Annotated in this window: 22 protein-coding genes; 8 read left to right on the plus strand and 14 right to left on the minus strand. The window is 73.9% G+C overall.

Annotation, left to right across the window (positions count from 1 at the left end; genetic code table 11):
- Positions 1-13 precede the first annotated feature (13 nt).
- From ACR80Q_RS00820 to ACR80Q_RS00830, 3 genes are read left to right on the plus strand one after another with little or no spacing between them, the layout of a single operon-like run.
- Positions 14-721 carry a dienelactone hydrolase family protein gene (locus ACR80Q_RS00820; protein WP_435375635.1) on the plus strand — a complete coding sequence of 236 codons (708 nt, stop codon included), beginning with the start codon at positions 14-16 and terminating at the stop codon, positions 719-721.
- Positions 722-725: 4 nt separating this feature from the next.
- Positions 726-1,550: a DNA-formamidopyrimidine glycosylase family protein gene (locus ACR80Q_RS00825; protein WP_435375636.1), complete on the plus strand. Its 825-nt coding sequence runs from the start codon at positions 726-728 to the stop codon at positions 1,548-1,550.
- Positions 1,547-1,774, plus strand: coding sequence for a hypothetical protein (locus ACR80Q_RS00830; RefSeq protein WP_435375637.1), 228 nt, complete (start codon positions 1,547-1,549; stop codon positions 1,772-1,774). Before ACR80Q_RS00825 ends, ACR80Q_RS00830 begins: the two co-directional genes overlap by 4 nt.
- Positions 1,775-1,783: 9 nt before the next feature.
- Here the strand turns inward: ACR80Q_RS00830 and ACR80Q_RS00835 are convergent, their stop codons facing one another.
- Positions 1,784-2,473 (minus strand): hypothetical protein, encoded by a 690-nt coding sequence (locus ACR80Q_RS00835; RefSeq protein WP_435375638.1) that lies wholly within the window; start codon positions 2,471-2,473, stop codon positions 1,784-1,786.
- 125 nt (positions 2,474-2,598) lie between these two features.
- Here ACR80Q_RS00835 and ACR80Q_RS00840 point away from each other — a divergent pair, with 125 nt between their 5' ends.
- The 5 genes from ACR80Q_RS00840 to ACR80Q_RS00860 are packed head-to-tail and all read left to right on the plus strand — an operon-like array spanning position 2,599 to position 6,245.
- Positions 2,599-3,042, plus strand: a complete 444-nt coding sequence (locus ACR80Q_RS00840; RefSeq protein ID WP_435375639.1) for a hypothetical protein — start codon at positions 2,599-2,601, stop codon at positions 3,040-3,042.
- A gap of 51 nt (positions 3,043-3,093) precedes the next feature.
- Positions 3,094-4,461: a hypothetical protein gene (locus ACR80Q_RS00845; RefSeq protein WP_435375640.1), complete on the plus strand. Its 1,368-nt coding sequence runs from the start codon at positions 3,094-3,096 to the stop codon at positions 4,459-4,461.
- A gap of 1 nt (position 4,462) precedes the next feature.
- Positions 4,463-5,134, plus strand: a complete 672-nt coding sequence (locus tag ACR80Q_RS00850; RefSeq protein ID WP_435375641.1) for a hypothetical protein — start codon at positions 4,463-4,465, stop codon at positions 5,132-5,134.
- Positions 5,131-5,703 (plus strand): hypothetical protein, encoded by a 573-nt coding sequence (locus ACR80Q_RS00855; protein ID WP_435375642.1) that lies wholly within the window; start codon positions 5,131-5,133, stop codon positions 5,701-5,703. Before ACR80Q_RS00850 ends, ACR80Q_RS00855 begins: the two co-directional genes overlap by 4 nt.
- Positions 5,700-6,245, plus strand: coding sequence for a hypothetical protein (locus ACR80Q_RS00860; RefSeq protein WP_435375643.1), 546 nt, complete (start codon positions 5,700-5,702; stop codon positions 6,243-6,245). Before ACR80Q_RS00855 ends, ACR80Q_RS00860 begins: the two co-directional genes overlap by 4 nt.
- Before the next feature lie 17 nt (positions 6,246-6,262).
- Here ACR80Q_RS00860 and ACR80Q_RS00865 read toward each other — a convergent pair whose 3' ends face one another.
- From ACR80Q_RS00865 to ACR80Q_RS00925, 13 genes are all read right to left on the minus strand, one after another.
- Positions 6,263-6,952: a hypothetical protein gene (locus ACR80Q_RS00865; protein WP_435375644.1), complete on the minus strand. Its 690-nt coding sequence runs from the start codon at positions 6,950-6,952 to the stop codon at positions 6,263-6,265.
- Positions 6,952-8,106, minus strand: a complete 1,155-nt coding sequence (locus ACR80Q_RS00870) for an OmpA family protein (protein WP_435375645.1) — start codon at positions 8,104-8,106, stop codon at positions 6,952-6,954. Before ACR80Q_RS00870 ends, ACR80Q_RS00865 begins: the two co-directional genes overlap by 1 nt.
- 58 nt (positions 8,107-8,164) lie before the next feature.
- On the minus strand, positions 8,165-8,956 hold the full coding sequence (locus ACR80Q_RS00875; protein WP_435375647.1) for a hypothetical protein: 792 nt from the start codon (positions 8,954-8,956) through the stop codon (positions 8,165-8,167).
- 91 nt (positions 8,957-9,047) lie between these two features.
- Complete coding sequence (locus ACR80Q_RS00880; protein WP_435375648.1) at positions 9,048-9,254, minus strand: hypothetical protein; 207 nt, start codon at positions 9,252-9,254, stop codon at positions 9,048-9,050.
- A 147-nt stretch (positions 9,255-9,401) separates the two neighbouring features.
- Entirely contained in the window at positions 9,402-10,064 is a 663-nt protein-coding gene (locus ACR80Q_RS00885; RefSeq protein ID WP_435375650.1) for a response regulator, read from the minus strand.
- Positions 10,061-11,332, minus strand: coding sequence for a sensor histidine kinase (locus ACR80Q_RS00890; protein WP_435375651.1), 1,272 nt, complete (start codon positions 11,330-11,332; stop codon positions 10,061-10,063). The genes ACR80Q_RS00885 and ACR80Q_RS00890 overlap by 4 nt, the downstream gene beginning before the upstream one ends.
- Positions 11,329-12,240, minus strand: a complete 912-nt coding sequence (locus tag ACR80Q_RS00895; protein ID WP_435375652.1) for a type II secretion system F family protein — start codon at positions 12,238-12,240, stop codon at positions 11,329-11,331. Before ACR80Q_RS00895 ends, ACR80Q_RS00890 begins: the two co-directional genes overlap by 4 nt.
- On the minus strand, positions 12,237-13,157 hold the full coding sequence (locus ACR80Q_RS00900) for a type II secretion system F family protein (RefSeq protein WP_435375653.1): 921 nt from the start codon (positions 13,155-13,157) through the stop codon (positions 12,237-12,239). The genes ACR80Q_RS00895 and ACR80Q_RS00900 overlap by 4 nt, the downstream gene beginning before the upstream one ends.
- Positions 13,145-14,521: a TadA family conjugal transfer-associated ATPase gene (locus ACR80Q_RS00905; RefSeq protein ID WP_435375654.1), complete on the minus strand. Its 1,377-nt coding sequence runs from the start codon at positions 14,519-14,521 to the stop codon at positions 13,145-13,147. The genes ACR80Q_RS00900 and ACR80Q_RS00905 overlap by 13 nt, the downstream gene beginning before the upstream one ends.
- A complete protein-coding gene (locus tag ACR80Q_RS00910) occupies positions 14,521-14,880 on the minus strand; it encodes a TadE family protein (protein ID WP_435375655.1) in 360 nt (119 codons plus the stop codon). The genes ACR80Q_RS00905 and ACR80Q_RS00910 overlap by 1 nt, the downstream gene beginning before the upstream one ends.
- The gene (locus ACR80Q_RS00915) at positions 14,877-16,514 is read right to left on the minus strand and encodes a CpaE/TadZ family protein (protein WP_435375656.1); all 1,638 of its coding nucleotides are present in this window, start codon (positions 16,512-16,514) and stop codon (positions 14,877-14,879) included. The genes ACR80Q_RS00910 and ACR80Q_RS00915 overlap by 4 nt, the downstream gene beginning before the upstream one ends.
- A complete protein-coding gene (gene cpaB, locus ACR80Q_RS00920) occupies positions 16,511-17,272 on the minus strand; it encodes a Flp pilus assembly protein CpaB (protein WP_435375657.1) in 762 nt (253 codons plus the stop codon). Before cpaB ends, ACR80Q_RS00915 begins: the two co-directional genes overlap by 4 nt.
- Positions 17,269-18,048: a hypothetical protein gene (locus tag ACR80Q_RS00925; protein ID WP_435375658.1), complete on the minus strand. Its 780-nt coding sequence runs from the start codon at positions 18,046-18,048 to the stop codon at positions 17,269-17,271. The genes cpaB and ACR80Q_RS00925 overlap by 4 nt, the downstream gene beginning before the upstream one ends.
- Positions 18,049-18,153: the final 105 nt, after the last annotated feature.

The following is an 18,153-nucleotide window of genomic DNA, read 5'->3' on the forward strand; positions in this document are numbered from 1 at the left end:
GTACCGTGACGGCGTGACCGACACCTCTCAGAACCCCCACCAGAACGTCAGCTTCGCCTCCAACGGCGGCACCGCGCACGGCTACCTCGCGACCCCGGAGTCCGGCACCGGGCCCGGCCTGGTCGTCATCCAGGAGTGGTGGGGCCTGACCGAGCACATCAAGGACGTCACCGACCGGTTCGCGGCCGAGGGCTTCGTCGCCCTGGCGCCGGACCTGTTCGGCGGTCGGACGACGCACGACTCCGACGAGGCCGGGCAGCTGATGCAGGACCTGCCCGTCGCCGGGGCGGCCGCCGACCTGGCCGGGGCCGTCGACTTCCTGCTCGGCTACGACGCCGTCACCTCGGCCACCGTCGGCGCGGTCGGCTTCTGCATGGGCGGCGGGTTCGTGCTCGTGCTGGCCGCGCAGCAGGGCGACCGGGTCGGCGCGGCCGTCCCCTTCTACGGCGTCGGCGGCTACGACCAGGTCGACCTGGCCGGCATCACCGCACCGGTGCTGGGCCACTTCGGCACCGAGGACGGTTTCGCGCCGCCGGAGCAGGTCGACGCCCTCGAGGCCGAGCTGGTGGCCAAGGCCCGCGGCTCCGTCGAGATCGTCCGCTACCCCGGCGCCGGGCACGCGTTCTTCAACGACGAGGACCACATGGGCACCTACGACGCCGACCTGGCGAAGCAGGCCTGGGCCCGGACGGTGGACTTCCTGAAGACGAAGCTGGCCTGAGCCGGTGCCGGAGCTGCCCGAGGTCGAGCTGGCCCGCTCCACCATCGAGCGGGCGGCGTTGGGGCGCACCATCAGCGACGTCGACGACACCGACGAGTGGGTCTGCCGTCCGCACGCCCCGGGCCAGATCCGGGACGCGCTGCTCGGGCGGGCGCTGACGGTGGCGCACCGCCGCGGCAAGACGATGTGGTGCGACACCGACGGTGACGGCCCGCAGCTCGGCATCCACCTGGGCATGAGCGGGCGCATCATCGTCCGCACGGCCGACGGCCGGGTGGAGCACGGCGGTGACCCGGTGCGGGGCGCGGACGGCACCGACGCGTCCGTGGCGTCGCCGCAGTGGTACCGGTTCACGCTCACCTTCGACGACGGCGGCTCGATGCGGTTGTTCGACAAGCGACGGCTCGGTCGGGTCCGCCTCGACCCCGACCTGGACGACCTCGGCCCCGACGCGGCCGAGATCGGCGTCGCCGACTTCCGGGCCCGGGTGGGTCGGGGGACCGCCCCGCTCAAGGCGCGGCTGCTCGACCAGTCGGTCCTGGCCGGGGTCGGGAACCTGCTGGTCGACGAGACGCTGTGGCAGGCCCGCCTCGACCCGCACCGTCAGGCCGGGGACCTGGACGCCGAGGAGCTGACGTCCCTGCACCGCACCCTGCGGGCCGCGACCCGCGCCGCCATCAGGAACGGCGGCGTCCACACCGGGGAGGTGATCCGCCACCGGGTGAGGGGCGGGCGGTGCCCGCGCTGCGGCGCCGAGATGGCGACCGGTCAGGTGGGCGGCCGGACCACCTGGTGGTGCACCCACGAGCAGGTAGCGTCGCGATCATGAGCGTCCCCGGTCCCTCCCCCGCCGAGCGGGCCCGACTGCGGTGGCAGCTGGTGGTCGCGCCGCTGATCGGGGGCACGGTCGGCATCGCGGTCGGTGTCCTGCTGCTGGTCGTGGGTGCGCAGGCCCCGGTGCCGTGGTGGCCGTTCCTGCTGGGCGGGGCGGCCCTGGTCGGTTACGCGCTGCTCGTCGGGCGCCGCCTGGTCGCACCTCCGCCCGGGCGCTGACCCGCCCGGTCAGGCCACGCGCTCGTAGGCCGAGCGGTAGCCCTCGGCCTCCTGCACGAAGTCGGTCTCGTCGCAGGCGTACGACACGTCGCCCGAGCCGGGCTCCAGCGGCCGCTCCTCGGCGACCTCGCCGTCCGGGCCGAGGACGGTCACGGTCCCGTCGGCGGACAGCAGCTCGAAGGACATCGTCGACCCGCTGGTGGTGGCGTCGTACACGACAGACCCCTCGAAGACCGCCGGCAGCGCCCCGACCTCCGTGGTGATGGTGGCCTGCGAGGACTCGTAGGTGATGGTCTGGCGGCCGTCGGGACCGAACACGATGGTCCGTTCCAGCTCGGTGATGGACGCGGGGCCCTGCTCGGTCTCGTAGCTCTCGGAGTGCTCGGTGCTCTGCCAGGTGCCGACCAGGCAGGGGTCGAACGCCCCGCCGGCCGCGGACCCCTCCGCAGGGTCCCCCGGGACCGGGTCGCTCGTCGTCGGGTCGTCCGGCACCGGGACGTCGTCCCCCGGCAGCGCGGGGGCCGCGGGCAGCGGCGGGGCCGCCACCCCGGACCCTCCGGCACCGCCGCCGGCGCGGGCGGCGACGACACCCACGGCGACACCGGCCACGAACACGACGCCCACCAGGGCCACGGCGCCCAGCGTGAGGAGGACGACCACCCAGGGCGCCGGTCCACGACGGGGGACGGGGTGCGACATGGGCAGCGAGACTATCCGGGCACCGACGGCGTGACGTGGGCCCTGGGGCCCGGTGGTGGCGCCGTGGGCTGGGCTACCTTCTCGCGCAACGTCCAGCCCCGACCCGTGCCCACCAGGAGGCCGTGTTGCCCGCACCGTCCGGGACGAGCCCACTCCGACTCGTCGCCCACGTCGCCTGGAGCACGGTCCTGCTGCTCGTCGCGGCCACCGCGGCTGCCGTCCTCGCCGTCCTCATCGCCCGGCCGAGCGGGAGCGTGACCACGTTCGTGATGGTGCAGGTGTTCCTCGTGACGGTCCTGGTCGCGTGGACGACCCGGTGGCGCACGACGGTCGGGCTGCGGGCCGGCCTGCCGGCGGTCCCCTGGGCCCTCGTCCCGGGCGTCCTGTCCTACCTGCTCAACCCGTCCGCCTGGGCGGGCACGGCGCTGCTGGGGTGGCAGCTGGTGAGCCCGGGCGTGGTGTCCTGGTCGGTCGACCTGCTGCTCTGGACGGCGGTGGTGGGGCTCGGCGTGCTCTGGGGCGACTCCCAGGAGGAGCTCCGGCAGGCGCCGGCGACGCCTTACGGCTGACCGGGTCCCTGGACCCACCCCGGTCCCGACGGGGCCTGCTTCGATGCCCGGGTGAGGAGAACGCCGAGCACGGGCCGCGCGGGCGACGACGGGCAGGGCAGCCTCGAGCTGGTCGGCATGGTCGTCGTCATCGGTGCGCTCGTCGCGGCGGTCGTCACGGCGTTCGTGGCCAACACCCCCGCCGTCGGTCGGGACGTGGCCCGGGCCGTCTGCAACTTCATCACCCTGGGCGGTTGCGGGTCCGAGACCGAGGTCCAGACCCGGGAGCCGACGGCCCCGTGCGTCGTCCAGGGCAGCTCGGACACCATCAACGCCGGGATCGACTTCACTGTGGCCAGCGTCGGCGGCAGCCGGTCGATGGGCTGGGAAGAGCTCAGCGACGGGCGGTTCCGCCTGACGCAGCGCAGCGGGGGCGACCTGCAGGGCACGGTCGGGGTCGGGGCCAAGGTGGGCTTCACCGTGGCCGACACCGAGGTGGGTTTCGGGGCCGACGCCGGGATCTCCGGCGGGGCGACGTTCTCCGGGGGCCAGGAGTGGGTCGTCGACGGGGTGGAGGAGCGGGACCGGCTGCTGAGCGCCGAGAACTGGGAACGGTTCGACGCGGTGGCCGGCGTCACGAGCCCGGTGGGGTTCGCGCTGGCCGCCTGGGGTCGTGAGGCCCTCGGCATCGGGGAGCAGCTCCCGCCGCCCGACCGGGTCTTCGTCGAGGGCGGCCTGGTCGCCGAGGGCAGCGCCTACGTCGGCGCCTCCGGGGTCGCGACCGCCAACGCCGGCGTCGCCACCTCCCGGGTGCTCGGCTACAGCTACGAGCCCGAGGGCAACGGGGACCGGACCTACTACTTCGAGACCAAGGAGTCCGGTGACGCCCTCGCGGGGATCATCGACCTGGGTGGCATGCAGGGGGCCTCGCTGGAGGGCGAGGTCACCACGCTGACCACCGTCACGGTCGACGACTCGGGGCAGGTGGTGAAGGCGTCGAGGTCCGGGCTGGCGACCGGCACCAGCGCCGGTCTGACGAACGCGCTGTTCGGGGGGGAGCTCTCGACCTCGACCAACGACTCCGTCGGGACCGGCACCCAGTACGACGCGACGCTCGAGGTCACGACGGACGCGGACCGGCAGGCCGTGGCCTCGCTGCTGGCGTCGACGGGCATCGAGGCCGTCGACATCGGGGCGACGCCCCTGGCCCCCGGCGCCTCGGCCCTGCTGGGGCAGCCGTTCCTGGCCGCGGTCCGCGACCGCGGCGACCTGACGCGCACCGACGTCGTGGCCGGCTCCAGCACCGTCGCGGGACTGGAGGCGGCGCTCAAGGCAGGCGCGGTCGCGGGCGTCAGCGCCAGCTACGGCACGTCTAGCATGGAGTACGCCGACCCGGAGTACTTCGACGGCACCGCCTACGTCCCGAGGACCAACTGCTGACATGCCTGCTGCTGCGCCCGGTCGGGTCGGGACGATGACCCGCGCCGGGGTCCCGACGGTCGTCCTCGCCGTCGTCCTCGCCGTCAGCGGCTGCACGTCCGGGGCCGTGGAGCAGGCGGAGGCCTCACCCGACCCCGTCGCCGACCTCGTCGAACCCACCACGGAAGCGGGGCCCGAGCTGCTACCCCTGGAAGAGGTCCCCCGCGACAGCCGGCAGGTGTCCGGGCCGTCGTTCACCCTGTCCGCCCCGGCGGAGTTCCAGCAGTCCGAGGCCACCGGCCCGGGTGGCGTGACCATGCTCCTGCTCGAACGACCGGCCACGACGGACGGCGGGGTGATCCAGGTGGCCGCGTTCGAGGAGGTCGAGGCGGAGGCCGGACCGGCCGAGCAGATGTCCGTGCTCGGGGCCAGCCTGAGCGACCTGCAGGGCGTCACCGACTTCGAGCGCGACTCCGTGGAGTGGCCCGGCGCCACCGACGCCGTCATCGCGCAGTGGACCCAGGGCACGTCCACGCGGGCCGGGGCCCTGCAGGAGCGCTACGCCCAGCTGGTGCTGCAGGTGGACGAGGGCCGTCTCGCCACCGTGATCGCCGTCGCGCCCGTGGCGGAGTTCGAGTCCTCGCGCGTCCTCGAGGTGCTGCGCAGCGTCGTCGTCGTGGACACGGTCGCGTGACCGGGCGGCCCGGGCTGCCGCTCATCAGCCTCGGCGGGGGCGCGCTCGCCCTGGTCGCGGGCGTGGTCGCGGTCCTGGTGGGTGTCGTCCTGCTGGGCGCCGACCAGGCGAGCGAGCCCGTCGCGCTGCCCGTGGGCGAGGTGGTGCCGGTGCCGGCCACGCAGCCTTTCAACCTGGCGCCGGTCGTCGTGCACGGGGCGGACCCGCAGGTGGACGGCTCGCTCACCGAGGCGATGGGTTGCGTCGTGGTCAGCGCCGGCGGGCGGGACGGGGCCCGGCTCGCGGTGCGCCCGCCCGGGGAGACCGTGGTGGAGCTCGACGGTGTCGGCGAGCTGGAGCCGCTGGTGGCGACCACCGACTTCGCCGACGGCGACTCGGTCCGCTGCGACGGTCCGGGCGCCGAGCGGGCCCAGCCCCTCGCCCTGTCGATCGGCAGCACCGGGGCCCGGGGCGCCGCGGTAGCCATGCTCGTGCTCGGGGTGTTCGCGGTCGTGGTGGGGCTGGCGCTGGTGGGGGTCGGGGCGGTGCTGCGTCGTGGCACGGCGTCCGGTCGGGGGGCTCGACCGTGAGCCGGTCCACGCGCCGGCGCCGCTACGTCTCGCGACGACGTGCCCTGCTGGTCGCGCTGTCGTGCCTCGCACTCGTGGTCGGGGTCGGCGCCGTGGCGCTCGGCGCCCTCGTGCAGACCTCGCCGGAGTCCCGGGAGCCCGTACCCCTGTCCGTCGGTGCGGTCCACACCGTCCCCGACCGGGTCGCCTTCGTGGGGGACCTCGTCGTGTACGGCACGCCCCCGACCGGTGAGCGGCCCGAGCTCGACGCGCTGGGCTGCACGGCGACCGAGGGCGAGCGGGCGCTGTCGACCGAGGCCGCCGCCCGCGAGGACCGGATCGTCGTGGCGGACGTGGGTCTGGTGCCGCTCGTGTCGTTCCCCGGCCGGGAGGGCCACAGCATCGCCTGCACCGGCCCCGCCGCCGCGGCGGCGGCGCCGCTGTTCGTGGTGCCGGGGGCGAGCAGCCGGTCCCTCATCCCGCTCGGTGCCTACTGCGTCGCGGCGTTCCTGCTGCCGCTGGGCACGGTCGGGCTGCTCATGCTGCGCGCCTCGGCCGACTGAAGGGGGGCGGTCGCCGCTCAGCCCGTGAAGGGGGCGACCGGCAGGTCGGGGATGAGCACCTCGTCGGGCCCGACGAACGAGACGGTGCCCACGTCCTCGGGCAGCGGACCGAACAGGGCGTCCATGACGATCGGCTCGGGGCTCAGGACGAGCGCGGCCCCGCGGTACGGGCAGATGCACGAGTTGGGCGGGCCGGCAGGGTCCTCCTCGTCGAGGTCCGGGCGCAGCCACGACAGGGCGAGGTAGTTGACGCCGTTGGGGGTGTCCTGCAGCGCGAAGCGGTCGAAGAAGGTGGTGTTCTCCAGGCCGACCGCGCTCAGCGCGGTGTTGCGGAGCCCTTCGACGACCTCGGGGCTGGACATCTGCATGGTGACCTTGGTGGCGTCGCGGGTGCGCTGCACCGCGAGCACGTCGATCGTGACGGGCACGGTGGCCGAGCCGCCGATCGCGTCCACCTGCACGGTCTGGCTGCCGATGGGCGCCGGCGGCGCGGCAGCGGCCTGCTCGAGCAGCTCCGCCGACAGCTCCTCGGGGGTGGGACCGCTCGGGGTCTCGGACGCGGTCGGCGTGCTGGTGGGGTCGGTGGTGGAGGACCCACCGGCCGCGGGCGAGCCGCTGGGGTCGGACTGCCCACCGGACAGGGTGCAGCCGCCCAGCAGCAGGGCGAGCCCGGCCGCCGCGAAGGGCACGGCGAGACGTCGGCGCATCAGTCGCTCCCGGGGTTCTCGGTGAAGCCGACGGTGACGCGGCGGTTGAGCTGCTGTCCCTCTTCCGTCCCGTTGTCGGCGACGGGCTCGCTCTCGCCGCGCCCCTCGACGCTGATGTCGAGGTCGGCGTCGGTCAGCGACGGGCCCAGGACGTCGGCGACGGCCTGCGCGCGGCGCAGGGACAGGTCGTCGTTGTAGGCGTCGGACCCGTTGCTGTCGGTGTGCCCGACGATGGTGAGCGCCCCGGGCGCGGCCCGCTCGGCCAGGTCGGCCGCGACCTCGTCGAGGCGGGTGACGGCCTCGTCGGACAGCTCCGCGGAGTCGAAGGCGAACAGCACGTCGGCGGCGATGTCGATGCTCACCTGCTCACCGGACTCGGCCTCGCGGCTGAACCCGTCCACCTGCTCCGACGGCGCGAACAGCGGCCGGTTGGAGAACCCGGGCAGCTGGACGGGCTGCAGGAGCGCGTCGGGGACCTCGGGCCAGCCGGTCCCCAGCGGGACCTCCGGACCGTCGACCGTGGGCTCCAGCAGACCGTCCCCGACCGGGACGTCCGTCACGACGCCGGCGTAGCCGAGGGTCACGTCGACGGTGTCCACGTCCGGCGGCAGCGCGGGCAGCACGGCGTACATCACGTTCATGACCCCTGGCTCGGAGGGCAGGGCGTCGCTGCCGGAGGTGGCGGCCCGGGTGCGGCTCTCCTGCGGGTCCTGCACCGCGTACAGGAACAGCCCCTGCTCCGGCAGGGCGATGTTGACGAACTGCGCCGAGTTCACACCGTCGAGCCGGCTGCCCGACGTCGGGTTTCGACCGAGCACGGACATCAGGGTGTTGTCAGGCTCCTCGGGCCAGCCCACCGACCAGTACACGACGGTGTGCTCCGCCAGTCGCTGCACCGCGTGGAGCGCCTGGTACGCGGGCGCCTCGTCGGAGCGCATGTCCGGGGCGACCGTCACCGTGCCGTACGTCGTCACCTCGACGCCCTCGGAGGAGGTCTGCGTCCGCGGGGAGGAGCCGGCGGGCGAGGCCGCGGCCGGCTCCGACGCGCCGTCGTCCGGCGGGCTCGTGGCCCCGGCCGACGCGTGGCCCGCGGCCCCGAGCAGCAGCAGCGGGCAGGTCACCAGGACCCCGAGCCCTTGGCGCAGCGAACGCATGAACCCCCCCTGACGGATGTCTGGAACCAGACGCAACGTACCCGAACCGGTCAGGGGGTCAGTCGACCAGCCGGGGTTCGAGACCGTTGTAGAGCAGGTCCTCGGTCGGGCTGACGAGGGTCGTCGTCGGGTAGATCGTCGGGACGTTGTCGAGCAGGTAGGTGGCCCGCCAACCGCCGCACACCAACGTGCTCGGGAAGGTGGACGGCCCGGTAGGAGGTGGCGGGGGCGGGGGCTCCGTCCAGCGGCACGCGTCCAGGTCGACGTCCATCACGGCGATCGCCCGTGCCTCGGCCCTCCCGGTGTCCGGCTGGGAGGTGGTCCTGTTCCGCACCAGGACCTCGACCCCGTCCTGGCCTCGACGCGAAGCGTGCTGGCAGGAGACGGCGGTGGCGCCGTTCCGGCTCGCGTAGACCGCGTCGGCCCCGCTGAGGCAGCCCGCCAGGCGTGCCTGGCCCGGGAGGGTGAGCGAGCTGAGCATGCTCAGCACGCCCGGCTGCGTGCCGGCGTCCCAGGCCTCCCGGTTGCCCTGCACCGCGGCCGGCGCGGCCGCGCTGGCTGCGGTGCAGGGCCACCGGGAGGCATGGGACGCCGGCACGCAGCCGAGCGCGCTGAGCATGCTCAGCGCGCTCGGCTGCGTGCCGGCGCCCCAGGCCTCCCGCTTGCCCTGCACCGCGCCCAGCGCGGCCGCCTCGGCGGCGGTCTGGCTCTGGGACTTCTCGGTGGTGGCCGATCCCCAGGGGACCAGCAGGGAGAAGGTGATGACGAGGATGCTGAAGGACACCAGCACCATCAGCGGCAGCATGCCCTGGCCCGAGTCGTCGAACCTCATCCGCTCGCGCACGTCCACCTCCGCCTCCTCGTGCCCTCGACCTGACACGCAGCGTGCCGGGACCTGTCTGGGACAGGCCCCGGCACGGCGCGACCACCTGGGTGCTGGATCAGCCCTCGCCGGAGAGGAAGTTCTCGATCGCGGTGGTGACGGCGCCGGTGATCGCGCCCTCCTGGCCGGAGATGATGGTGATGACGGCGGCGACGATGACGCCGATGATGATCAGGATGCCGACGTACTCCAGGGCACCCTGGCCCGAGTCGTCGCGGAGACGGGTGGTCATGGCGGTCTGGAAGCGGACGAGGTGCTTGGTCATGGTGACTCCTCCGGCGGTGGTCCGCCTGCGCTGTGTGGTGGGTCCTGCCGACCCCGTGCTGACACCGGGAACGTTACGGTCGGCGGTCCGCTCCGGGCCGGGCCCAGGGGCCCAAGTGCGGGCCCAAGAAAGGCCTGGTCCTGGGCCTCACAACGACCTCAGGTCCCCGGCGGCCGCGCCGCCCAGCCACACCGACACCGCCTCGGCCCGGGTGCGGACGCCCAGCCCGGCGAAGATGTGGTTGATGTGGTTCTTGACGGTCTTCTCGGCCAGGAACAGCTCGCGCGAGATGTCGCTGTTGGACCGTCCCGCCGAGACCAGCTCCATGATCTCCTCCTGACGGCGGCTGAGCCCGAAGCCCGACCGGTCGGGCGCCACCGCCGGGCGACCCGCCCGCAGCGCCGACAGCGCCGGTCGCCCGAACACCCCGCTGCCCGCCGCCGCGGCCAGGATGGCCGCGACCAGCTCGTTGGGCTCGAACGTCCCGTGGACCAGGTAGCCGACCGCACCGGCCTCGACGGCGTCGTGGACGATCGCGGGGGTCTCGGTGAACGTGGTCATGATGACCGCGGTCGACGACGCGATCTCGCGCGCGGCGCTGACGCCGTCGCGGCGCGGCATCTGGACGTCGAGCAGCGTGACGTCGGGCCGGAGCCGTCGGACGACCTCGATGGCCTCGTCCCCGTTGGCGGCCTCGCCCACGACCAGCACGGCGGGGTCCAGGCCCAGGATGGACAGCAGACCGGTGCGGACCACCGCGCTGTCGTCGACGACCACCACCCGGACGACGGCGCCCGCCTCGGTGCTCACCTGACCACCCGCAGCCCGACGACCGCGGCCTGGTCGCCTCGAACCACCGCGGGCCGGTCCCCCGCCGGGGCGGGTGCCGGCATCCGGGTCAGGTCCAGCACCGCTGCTCCCGTCGGCACGACCAGGCTGACCTGGGTGCCGCGGCCCGGGGCCGACCGCACCTCACCGCGACCCCCCACGGCCGCGAGCCGTTCCTCGATGCCCACCAGGCCGTAGTGGTCCGCGGCGAGCGCCTGCACCCGCCGGGCCTGGTCGAAGCCCGGCCCGTCGTCGCTGACGGTGAGCCGGACCTCGTCGTCGAGGTGGTCGAGGACCACGCGGACGGCGGCGTCGGGGGCGTGACGGTCGACGTTCTCCAGCGCCTCGTGGACGGCCGCCCGGACCTCCCGGCAGACGACCGGGTCCAGACCGGGGACGTCGACCAGGTCGGTGTCGACCGCCGCCTCGCGACCGGCGGCCCAGGCCTGCACGTGCCCCTCCAGCCAGTCGGTGAGCAGCCCGTCGTCCGGGGCGCTGCGCAGGTCGCTGAGCAGCGCCCGGGCCTCTCGCACGGCGTCCCGGGCGCTGGCGGCGACGAGGTCGGCGTGGGCGACGGCGCGTGCGGTGTCCCGCTCGATCCACTGCGGCAGCGACGAGGCGAGCAGGGCCACCCCCTGGACGGACTTGGCCACCGTGTCGTGGACGTCACGGGCGAGCCGCAGGCGCTCCTCGGCGGCGGCCGCGGTCCGTCGGGCCTCGGCCAGACGACGCTCGCTCTGCTGCGCCTGCTCGACCAGCAGCCGGAAGCCCAGCCCGACCGCGGCGACCGACACGATGGCGACCGGCATCCCGATCATGTCGTTGACGGTGAGCGCGGGCTCCCCCCGCAGGGACAGCAGGTGGCCGGTGAGCAGCACGGCCACGAGCAGCGGTGAGGTCCGGCGACGGAAGAGCACCCCGATGATCAGCGCCGAGGTCAGGGTCGCGAGGACGACGGGGTGGCGGGGACCGAGCGCGGCCGTCGCCGCGGCGACCAGCAGCACGTCGACCAGCGCCAGGGACGGGTGCCGTTCGACGAGCTGCAGCACGCGCACGCTGTGAAGCCCGGCCTGGCTGGTCACCAGCAGGGCCAGCACCACCAGCACGTCCAGGACGGACGGCCCGCGGAGCAGGATCGCCAGCGCGGCGGCGGCCAGCGCGAGCTGGCGGACGAGCAGCGCCACCCGGATCATCCCGGTGGCCAGCCCGTCGACCTGCCGCCCGGGCGCCGGGCCGGCGGTGCCCGTCACTGCAGGCTCCCGAAGATGGCACCGAAGTCGACGTCGGCGCCGAGGATGAACCCGGTGAACAGCAGGGCGAGGGCGCCCGGCACCAGGACCATCGAGGTGACGAGCGTGACCCGGGGCGCGACGCGGGCCGCCTTCTGGCGCTGGGCCTGGGCGCTGGCGCGGCGGGTGTCCTCGGAGATCCGCGTGAGGGTCTGGGCCAGCGGGGCGCCCAGGTCCTCCGACTGCATGAACGCGCTGACGAACTGCGACAGGGCCTCGGAGTCGTTGCGCTTGCGCAGCCGGTCGAAGGCCTCGCGGACCGAGCTGCCGTTGCGGATCTGGTCGAGGGTGAGCGACACCTCGGCCCCCAGCGGTCCGCCGAAGCGCTCGCCCACGGTCCCCAGGGCCGAGCGGAACCCCACGCCGGCGCTCACCGTCACCGACAGCACGTCCAGGAAGTCGGGCAGGGTCTCGCTGATCGACTCCTGCCGCAGCCGTCGCGCCCGGGTGATCCGGGCCAGCGGGAACACGACCACGGCCAGGGGGACCAGGACCAGCACCCACACCTGCCCGTTGACGGCGAAGAACAGGCCGGTGGGGACGGCCAGCACCAGGACCACGGCCATCCGCAGCAGCACGGAGTCGACGCTGGCGCCGTCGGGGCGGCCCGCGAGCTCGATCATGCGCTTGAGCCGGGCCTCGAGGACGGGGCCCATCAGCCGTCGCAGCAGCGGGACCAGGGGCCGCGCCAGCCGCTCCAGCGGGCCCCGGCCCACGGCGTCGCGGCGCTGCTCGCCCCGCAGCAGGGTCAGGTCACCCACCTCGAGGCCCTCCACCGCGTCGGAGCGCATGAGCCGCATCCCCGCGACGAACAGCGCGACGCAGCCGACGACGACGACCGCCGGCACCGCGGGCAGCAGGGCGCTCACAGGTCGATCCGCGTCATCCGACGGATCGCGACGAACCCGATGCCGAACACGACGGCGGCGAATACCAGCGCGGCCTGCCCGAACACGTTGCGGGTCATCGTGTCGACCGTGCCGGGGTTGATGAAGTTGAGCAGGACGAGGATGACGAACCCGAGGGCGATCACCGTGTAGCCGGTCGTCACGCTCTGCGCGAGCGTGGTCCGGATCTCGCGGCGGGTCTCCTTCCGCTGCTCCAGGGTGTCGGCGATGCTGCGCAGCGAGGTGACGAGCGAACCGCCGCTGCGCGCGCTGACCAGCAGCGTCGACAGCAGGACCGCGACCTCGCGGGACGGCACGCGCTCCTGCAGCTCGAGCAGGGCCGACTCCAGGTCGCTGCCGAACGCCTGGCTGGACGCGACACGGCGCAGCTCGGTCCGGGCGGGCTCGTCCATCTCGTCGCCGGCGATCCCGATGGCCGTGGAGATGGACAACCCGGCGTTGGTGGCGTTGGCGAGCACCCGGGCCAGCTCGGGCATCTGGGCGATGAAGGCCTCGCGTCGTCGGTCCTGCGCCCGGCGCAGGTACGCCCGGATTCCGATCACGGTGGCCACGAGGCCGAGCACGCTCAGCAGCGGCGCCAGCAGCGTCCACAGCAGCGCCCCGGCGGCGAGGCCCGCGGCGATCCCGGCCAGCAGCACGGTGAGCGGGCTGCGCGGGCTGCCCGCCATCACCAGCTCGCGCTCCAGCAGCCGCCCCAGGCGCGTCCGGGCGAAGCGCTCCTGCACCAGGTCGGCCCGTTGCCGGGCGCCGCCCTCGCGGTTGCCGACCACGGACGCCACGGCCCGGCGCTGCGCCAGCGGGGCCGACACGAAGTCCAGGAAGGCCGCGACGAGCAGCACCGTCGACAGGCTGAGGAGCAGGACGGTCAGGAGGACCACGTGACGCCCCCACCCTCCTCGCCGTCACCGTCGCCGGTGGCGACCGTGAAGCCGGCCGGGACGGGCTCGTCCTTGGCGCGCAGCTTGGCCACCAGCCCGGCGGGCAGCGGGTGCCGCTCGAACCCACCACGGCCGTCCGGTCCGCTGTGCGGGTCGAAGTGCATGACCTGCGCCAGGCGGTACTCCTCGCGCCGTCGCGAGGTCAGGAAGTCCACCGCGACCGTGCGTCGGGTGCCGTCCGCGGTCCGGAGCAGCTGCACGACCACGTCTACGGCCCCGTTGACCTGGTCGTGGATGGCGGCGAACGGCAGCTCGACCTCGGACATCGAGGCCAGCGTCTCCAACCGGCTGAGCGCGTCGTCGGTGCTGTTGGCGTGGACCGTGGCCAGCGAGCCCTCGTGGCCGGTGTTCATGGCCTGCAGCATGTCGAGCGCCTCGCCGCCCCGGACCTCGCCGACGATGATGCGGTCGGGCCGCATCCGCAGCGAGTTGCGGACCAGGTCGCGGATGGTGACCTGCCCCGTGCCCTCGACGTTGGGCGGGCGGGTCTCCAGCCGGATGGTGTGCTCCTGGAGCAGGACCAGCTCGGCCGCGTCCTCGATCGTGACGATGCGCTCCTCGTTCGGGACGTAGGCCGACAGGGCGTTGAGCATCGTCGTCTTCCCGGAGGCCGTGCCGCCGGACACGATGATGTTGAGCCGGGCCCGTACGCAGGCGGCCAGCAGCTCGGCCGTGGGTGGGTCGATGCTCTTGTACTGCAGCAGGTCGGCCATGCCGAGCGCCTTGGGGAACAGCCGGATCGTCACCGTCGGCCCGTTCAGCGCCAGGGGCGGCAGCACGACGTTGACGCGGGCGCCGCGCGGCAGCCGGTTGTCGGCGGGCAGCCGCGCGTCGACCATCGGGCTCGACTCGTCGACCCGGCGGTTGACGGTCGACACGATCCGGTCGATGGTCTGCAGCAGCTGGGCGTTGCTGGAGAACGTGGTCGTGAGGCGCTCGAGGCGACCGAACCGCTCGACGAAGATGTTGTCGTGGCCGTTGATCATGATCTCGCTGATGGCGGGGTCGGCTAGCAGCGGCTCCAGGATGCCCAGGCCGATGGACTCGTCGACGACGCGGCGGACCAGCCGGTTGCGCTCGCGGGTCGTGAGGATGATGCCCTCGCGCGACACCAGGTGGGCGATGACGCGTTCCAGGCGGAGCCGGCGCTGCGACACCTCCATCCGGCTGAGCTCGTGGAGGTCGACCTCCTCCAGCAGCAGCTGCTTGAACCGTTCGACCAGCGGCTTGTCGACGTCACCGGCCAGGGCCGAGCGGGTCGCGGCGGGCGCGCGGTCGACCCCGAAGCCCTCGAACGAGCGCATCAGCGGTCCGACACGTCGGGCATGGCCGCCTCGCGGCGGATGACGACGTCCTCGAAGCCCGGGACGAGGATCGGGGCGTCCACCTCCATGGTGAGCGACCCCCCGTCGGCAATGCAGCTCGTCGCCGTCAACGTGCCCGACAGGGCCGCTCGCGCGGCCGAGCAGCCGTCGACGTCACCGATGGAGCTGGCCCGGGCGCCCTGGCGTGCGGCCTCGGTGGTGTCGGTGATGGCCCAGACCACCGCGGCCAGCTGGAGCAGGGTGGCGGTCACGAAGAGGACGAACGGGACCATGGCGACCAGCTCGAGGGTGGCCTGGCCCCGGTCGTCGCGCCGGGAGACCGGCCGCAGCCGCCTCATGGTTCGGTCACCACCTGTCGGGTGCTGGTGATCGTGGTCGGCATGCCGGGGAGGAAGGTGCCGGCGACGTCCGGGACCTCCACGCTGGTCCGCACCTGACCCCCCGACACCTGGACGGTGATGTTGCCCGGTTCGTAGAAGGGCAACCGGTCACGGGCGGCGTCCTGCGCCTGCGACGCCGACGCCGTGATGGCGTACTCGCGGGCCGCGACGTTGGAGGCCGCCGACTGCAGCACCGACGCGTAGCCGAGCACGGCGACGTGCCACACCAGCAGCGCGATCAGCGCGAAGATCGGGATCATGGCGGTCATCTCCAGGGACGCCGACCCCGTGTCGGCGGTCTTGCGTCGCTTGCGGCCGGGGCGCTGCCGAGCGCCGGCTCGCGCCGAGGAGCCCTCGTCGGTGGGCGCGGTCCTGCCCGGGGGTGAGGTGCGGGTGCCGTCCCGGCGTCGGGTCGACGGCGTCACGGTCTGCGGCACGAGGCTGATCTCCCTCCCGACCCGCCTCAGGTCGTTCCACCACTGCGGGTTGCGGACCTCGAGGGGGTTGCGGGCGTTGATCGCGGGCTCGAGCCGCCGGAACGCGGCCGGGACCGTGGTGTCCAGCACCGAGGCGCGCGTCAGCTGGCGCACCGTGTCCAGGGACACCGTCACCTGCTTGCTGGCGCGGTTGAGCAGCACCCGGACGTCCGTCTCCTTGAACACGCCCAGGGACTCCCAGGCGTTGAACGTGCGCCGCATCCCCCGCATCGAGGCCACGTCCGGGTTGGTCACGAGGACGACCTCGTCGCACAGCTCCAGCGCGGTCGCCTGCACCGGGGTGACGTGGGAACCGAGGTCCAGCAGCACCAGGTCGTACTCCTGCCGGATGGCGGCGAGCACCTGACGGAACGTCTGGGGGGTGACGGCCTCCACGTCCCGGATGTCCGTGGGGGCCAGCAGCAGGTCCACCCCGGACTCGTGCCGGCTCATGGCGTCGGCCACCGTGCCGGCGGACAGGTCGTCGGCGACCTTGGCCAGGTCGGCGACGCCGATGCGGTGGCGCACCTCGACCAGGCCGGGCACGTCGCCCTTCTCCAGGTCCAGGTCGATCAGGCAGACGGCCAGGGACGGCACCGTGCGCGCGATGTCGAGGCTGATGTGGGTGAGCAGGGTGGTGACGCCGACCCCGCCCTTGGACCCGGCGAACCCGACGATGCGGGCGCGCCCCGCCGACTCGTCGAACCCGCTGCTGGCCGGCCCGGCGCTGATCATCCGTCGGATCTGCGCGGACCACTCGCCCGCCGCGGTCAACCGGCCCTGCAGCTGGGCGAACGACAACGGCAGCGACACCATGCCGCGGGCGCCGACCTCCATCGCCGCGGTCACGGTGTCGGCGTCGGCCGAGCCCGAGACCAGCAGGGACGCGGTGGCCGGGCGGCGGATGCCCAGGTCGCGGACCAGCGCGAGCACGGGGTCCGGGCCGAGCAGGTCGTGCACCAGGACGATGTCCGCGTCCTCGCGCAGCACCGCCTGGGCCAGCTCCGTGGTGGTGGCCGCCACGTACGCCAGCTCGACGTCGTCCATCTCCAGCAGCGAGCTCTGGATCTCCCGGGCGAGCGCCTGGTCGGCGGCCCCGATGATGACGCGGGTCACGGCAGGAGGCCTTCCAGGTCGGGCAGGCCCTCGAGACCCTCGGGGATGGCGGTGCCGCCGAGGCTGCCCGCGTCGAACTGCTCGATGTCCTCGGAGCGGTCGAGACCCACGTCGCTCGGCAGCGCCACCAGGCGCACCTCCTCGGCGAACGCGTTCGCGTACGTCACCGCGAGCGAGTCGTCGGGCTCCAGCGCCAGCGTGACCGGCAGGACGTCGTTCTCGGAGGTCCCGTCCTCCGGGTCGGTCTGCGTGACGCTCTGCACCCCGCCGATCGACACGATCCGGACGTCGCGGACCAGGACCCGCACCTGGGCCGGCAGGCCCGGGACGTCGGCGAACACGGAGTACAGGTCGACCCGGTCACCGGTGCGCACCCGGCCCGCGACGCCGGTGACCGCGTCCACGTTGATGGCGATCTCGCGCTCGGTGGGGCTGAGGTCCGACGGCGGCACGAGCATGTCGGAGGTGATGACGGTCTCCGCCGCGAGCGGGAACCCGACGCGACGGCCGTCCAGGTCCGGCAGCTCCAGCCGGGCCGTCTGGCTCACCCAGCGCTCGGGCACCTGGTAGGCCTCCAGGTTCTCCTCGCTCAGCGGGACGAAGGCCTCGATGGGTCCGACCGCCCGGTAGACGGTGGTGGTCGGGCCGACCTGGCTGCTGACCGACCGGACGTAGTTGGTGAGGATGACGAACACGGCGATCGCCACGATGACACTGAGCACCATGAAGATGACGCCTCGACGCTGACGGGGGTTCACGAGCCTTCTCCCACGAGTTGTGGCCGAGGTGCGGTCCTGGTGCGGCAGAACGGGCAGACGGCGTCGGCGGCGTGCGTGCCGCACCCGTCGCAGACCGGTCCGGGGGCGCGGACGACGCGGGCGGCGTCGCTGGGGAGCAGCGCGAGCTGCAGCTGCTCGGTGACGCCGTAGACCTGGGGCCAGCCCGCCATCCCGTCCACCGTGCGCAGCTGGCTGGGCGAGAGCTGGGACACCACCCGCTGGACGACGTCGTCGTCGGTCCCGGCCGTCACGAACATGTCGTGGCTGCGCCGGGGCAGGTCCACCAGGAGCTGGTCGACGTCGCCCGCGGACACGCTGCGGGGCGAGTCGCCCTGCTGCACGAGGAACCGGCTGCGCGGCAGCCACGACCGCAGGTGCTGGACCATGGTCGGGTTCGGCCGGCCCAGCCGGGTGACCGACGACAGCACCGCCGCGGACCACGTCCGGTCGAGCAGGTCGCGCCAGATGCTCAGGGCGTGGCCCGCGTCCTTGGCCAGCGTGACGGCCTGGTCCAGCGCGGCCACCCCGGCCAGGGGCGCGTGGTCGGTGGAGGCGCGCGCGACCAGGCGGTCGGGCTGGTTGGCCGACACGTAGGCGGCCACGACCCGGATCCGGGTCGCGTCGTTGCGGTGACCGACGAGCACCAGCGGCTCGTCGGACTCCGCGAGCCGGACCGCGGCCGCGACCGGCGACCGGACGTCCGTCAGGCGTACCGCACCGACCGTCACGTCGTGCGCGTCGTGGGAGGCGAACACCGGCTGCCACACAGTGGTGAACCCCCCTAGTCGTCCGTGTCGGTCGGGTGGACCGCGCCGGAGCTGGTCCCTGACCCCGGCTGACAGTAGCGACGCGTCAGGGCC

The sequence above is a fragment of the Aquipuribacter aurantiacus genome, assembly GCF_051216895.1.
GTDB lineage: Bacteria > Actinomycetota > Actinomycetes > Actinomycetales > JBBAYJ01 > Aquipuribacter.